The following is a 4,068-nucleotide window of genomic DNA, read 5'->3' as shown; positions in this document are numbered from 1 at the left end:
GATAGGCGGAGGCAAACCAGAGCCTCAGCGGAATACTCGCCAGAATTTTATCAGCAGGGATGTCCCTGAGTACATTAAAAGGAGCGACCAGATGTTCGAGGATCTCAAAAGCTGTAACCACAGTCGCCCCGGAATTTCGAATATGGTCCAACTCGAGATCGAGGTCTTCTCCCCCGGTATTCTGAACGGTATATCCTTCCCGGGTCATGATCTCGGAAAATGGATTGGGAACCCCTAAATCCAGAATTTGCTCATCGGTATTGACGTGTTTCTTCAGGAATTCCAGGGTAAGGCGATAGCGTTTCTCCGGGTAGTGAGCGTACATTTTTTAGCATTTAAAAAGGCCTGTTCTCACAGGCCTTTGATTCAGTGTTCGAGTTCCGCATAGGCCTCAATAGGCTCACAACTGCATATCAGATTTCGGTCACCGTAGGCGTCATCCACCCTCCGTACCGCAGGCCAGAACTTGTTCTCTCCCACATACGACAGCGGGAAGGCTGCCTGCTTTCTGCTGTAGGGGTATTCCCAGGTATCCGAAGTGACCATCTCCAGCGTATGGGGTGCATTTTTAAGGACCAGGTTAGGGGTGTTCTCTTCCGAGACTTCAATCTCCGCCCGAATAGATAACAGGGCATCGCAAAACCGATCCAATTCTTCCAGATTTTCACTTTCAGTGGGCTCAATCATCATTGTCCCGGCCACTGGAAAAGAAACCGTGGGCGCGTGAAACCCGTAATCGATGAGTCTTTTGGCGATATCGGTAACCTCAACCCCATGTTTTTTAAACGGACGACAATCGATGATCATCTCGTGTGCGGCGCGTCCCTTTTCACCGGTGTAGAGAATTGGGTAGGCACCCCTCAGTCGGCCTGCGATATAATTCGCATTGAGGATAGCCACACGGGTGGCATTTGTCAGTCCTTCAGCCCCGAGCATTCGGATATAACCGTAGGATATCAAACACACCAGGGCACTACCCCAGGGTGCTGCAGAGATCGCAGGGATGGCATTTGCCCCTCCTGTTTTAATCACCGGATTTCCGGGCAGGAATTCCACGAGCTGGGGGGCTACGCATATCGGACCCACACCGGGGCCTCCACCTCCATGGGGAATGGCGAAAGTCTTGTGCAGATTGAGATGGCAAACATCCGCCCCTATAATTGCCGGATTTGTGAGCCCTACCTGGGCATTCATATTGGCCCCGTCCATATAGACTTGTCCCCCGTGTTTGTGAATCAGGCCGGTAATCTGCCGGATAGCTGATTCAAAAACTCCGTGAGTGGACGGATACGTTACCATCAAAGCAGCGAGGTTTGAACTGTGCAGTTCTGCTTTTTCCTTAAGGTCTGCCAGGTCGATGTTTCCTTTTTCGTCCGTTTTGGTCACCACCACTTTCATTCCTGCCATGACCGCCGATGCCGGATTCGTACCGTGGGCAGAAGCTGGAATAATACAGATGTTCCGGTGGCCTTCCCCCCGGGCCTCGTGATAGGCGCGGATGAGCATTAAACCTGAATACTCTCCCTGTGCGCCAGAATTGGGTTGGAGGGAAGTTGCCGCAAACCCGGTAATTTCTGTGAGATAATCTTCGAGGGCGCTTAGCATTTTGTGGTAACCTCCGGCCTGCTCCACGGGGACAAACGGGTGAATGTTACTCCACTCCGCCATACTGAGCGGCAGCATTTCAGAAGCCGCATTTAACTTCATGGTACAGGAACCCAGGGAAATCATTGAATGGTTAAGCGCGAGGTCCTTGCGCTCGAGTTTCTTCAGGTACCGCATCAATTCTGTTTCGGAATGGTAGCGGTTAAAAACCTGCTGCTCCATAAATCCGGTACTTCGTTTAAGTTCCTCCGGCAGGGCAGATTTTCTACTCCATTGGGTAAGGGAAGTACCTTTTTTGTCCAATGCGCTTTCAAAGACCTTCAGGATGTCCGATACATCCGCCAGGCTAGTGGTTTCGTTCAGGGAAATCAGGATTTCATCATCGCCCTTGTAAAAGAAATTAATCTCTGCCTGCTCTGCCAGGGAACGCACCTTAGCGGAAGGAAATTCAAGGCTGAGGGTGTCGAAATAAAATTCGTGTCTGAGGGAAATTCCAAGGGCTTCCAGGCCTTCAGCAAGCGTGGTTGTCGCCGAATGGATACGATTGGCAATTTGCTTCAGTCCTTCAGGCCCGTGATAGACCCCATAGGCCCCTGCCATTACAGCCAGTAAAACCTGGGCCGTGCAAATATTGGAGGTCGCTTTGTCCCTTTTAATATGTTGTTCCCGGGTTTGGAGTGCCATGCGCATAGCGGGCTTTCCATCCACGTCTTTACTCATACCGATAATCCTTCCTGGGATGTGTCGTTTATAATCCTCCCGTGTGGCAAAAAATGCTGCATGTGGTCCGCCGTAGCCCAGCGGAATCCCAAAGCGTTGGGTGGTACCTACCACAACATCTGCCCCGATTTCTCCGGGAGGCACGAGCAGGCATAAACTTAAAAGATCGGCCGCCACGGCCACCTTTAAGTCGAGACTATGTGCTTTTTCAATAAATGCCCGGTGGTTGACAATGGCTCCATCCGCCCCGGGATACTGTAGCAGGGCCCCAAAATAGGATTCGTCCAGTTGTGCGCTGTCCGGGGTGCCCGTTACCAGTTCAATATTCAGGGGGGTTGAACGCGTTTGCAACAGGGCCAGGTTTTGAGGTAAAACGCTTTGGTCTACAAAAAACTTAAGGCATTCCCTTTTTTTCTGGTCCCGGCTCCTGAGGTCGAACAACATGGTCATAGCTTCTGCCGCAGCCGTACTCTCATCCAGGAGGGAAGCGTTGGCCAGGTCCATACCCGTCAGGTCGCTTACCATGGTTTGGAAGTTGATCAGGGCTTCGAGCCTTCCCTGGGCTATTTCGGCCTGGTAAGGGGTGTAGGCTGTATACCAACCCGGATTTTCAAGGATATTCCTTTTGATCACCGAAGGGGTGATGCACGGATGGTACCCCAGTCCGATATAGGTTTTGTAAATTTTGTTTTCAGCTGCCATCCCCCTGATGTGCTCCAGAAACTCAAATTCGCTCATAGGCGGATCCAGGTCCATGGGAGCATTCAGGCGAATGTCATCCGGTACGGTTTCGTTTATTAGGGTATCCAGACTGTCCACACCTATGGTGTCCAGCATAAGGGGAAGATCCCGCGTTCGAATACCCAGGTGTCGTGAGGCAAACTGATCTGTTTTCATAGCCGTGTGCGTTGCGCTTTTTAAAGTGACAAAATTAACTATTATTCTCGGATTCCTTTCCTTTTTTCCAGGGGCCAAACTCCTAAACTTTTTAACGATTCCAAGGGCTTATTAACACTTTGGCTACCTTTGCCAGGTGCAGCTGTTCCGGATGGTTTTTCAGTGGTATATCAGGGGGAGTATACATGTCTCCCTTTGCCTTCTGGCCCTCGTTGGTTTTAGTAGTGCCATTTTTGATGCCGAGGTGCCGGTGGTGTATTACCTCGCTTTGTTTTTTGGAAGTGTCGCGGGCTATAATGCCATTAAATACGGTCCGGAATCGGGAAGGTACTGGCACCTGGTTGGCGGGGAGCGCCGATTTGTAATCGTCCTGAGCGCATTGAGCTTTGGGGTGGGCATCTATTACCTGATGCAACTTCCGCCGGGGGTTTGGTTGCTTTTTATCCTGGCCGGGCTTATAACAGCACTTTACGCGGTACCCTTGATACCCGGCGGGGTAAACCTGAGGAGTTATGGCGTTCTCAAGGTGTTGCTGGTTGCCCTTGTCTGGACCATACTCAGTGTATGGTCGCCCCTTTGGGGCTTGAACCAGGTCGCAAATTGGGATGTGGGGGTCGAAAGTTTCCAGCGGATACTCTGGGTATTTCTTTTAATGCTCCCTTTTGAAATCAGGGACTTGAAAACTGATCCGCCCCAAATGAAATCTATACCGCAGCGGTTTGGTTTGCGGGCCACCCGAAGTATCGCCTGGGGGATAGCCGTTTTATTTGCACTTGCCACGGGCATGAAAGATACCATGGCCGCGGGAGAGTACGAGGTAAAGACGGTGGTGGCTCTTTTGATGGG

The 4,068-nt window shown here is 51.1% G+C and carries 2 protein-coding genes and 1 pseudogene; 1 reads left to right on the top strand and 2 read right to left on the bottom strand.

Annotated features, from left to right (window positions below):
* Window positions 1-325 (bottom strand): annotated as a pseudogene (locus tag WBV75_RS06660) (methyltransferase); the annotation flags it as partial.
* A gap of 41 nt (window positions 326-366) precedes the next feature.
* Entirely contained in the window at window positions 367-3,222 is a 2,856-nt protein-coding gene (gcvP, locus tag WBV75_RS06655) for an aminomethyl-transferring glycine dehydrogenase (RefSeq protein WP_424119859.1), read from the bottom strand.
* A gap of 136 nt (window positions 3,223-3,358) precedes the next feature.
* Here gcvP and WBV75_RS06650 point away from each other — a divergent pair.
* Window positions 3,359-4,068: hypothetical protein (locus WBV75_RS06650; RefSeq protein ID WP_424119858.1), on the top strand; the 710-nt coding region annotated here is incomplete at its 3' end.

This window comes from Robiginitalea sp. (genome assembly GCF_049588695.1).
Classification (GTDB): domain Bacteria; phylum Bacteroidota; class Bacteroidia; order Flavobacteriales; family Flavobacteriaceae; genus Robiginitalea.
The sequence above is the reverse complement of the archived record's forward strand: the minus strand, read 5'-3'. Positions and strand labels throughout refer to the sequence as shown.

Bases quoted from the DNA above. Each gene is read 5' to 3' on its own strand.
- gcvP (WP_424119859.1), bottom strand. From the start codon at position 3,222: ATGAAAACAGATCAGTTTGCCTCACGACACCTGGGTATTCGAACGCGG.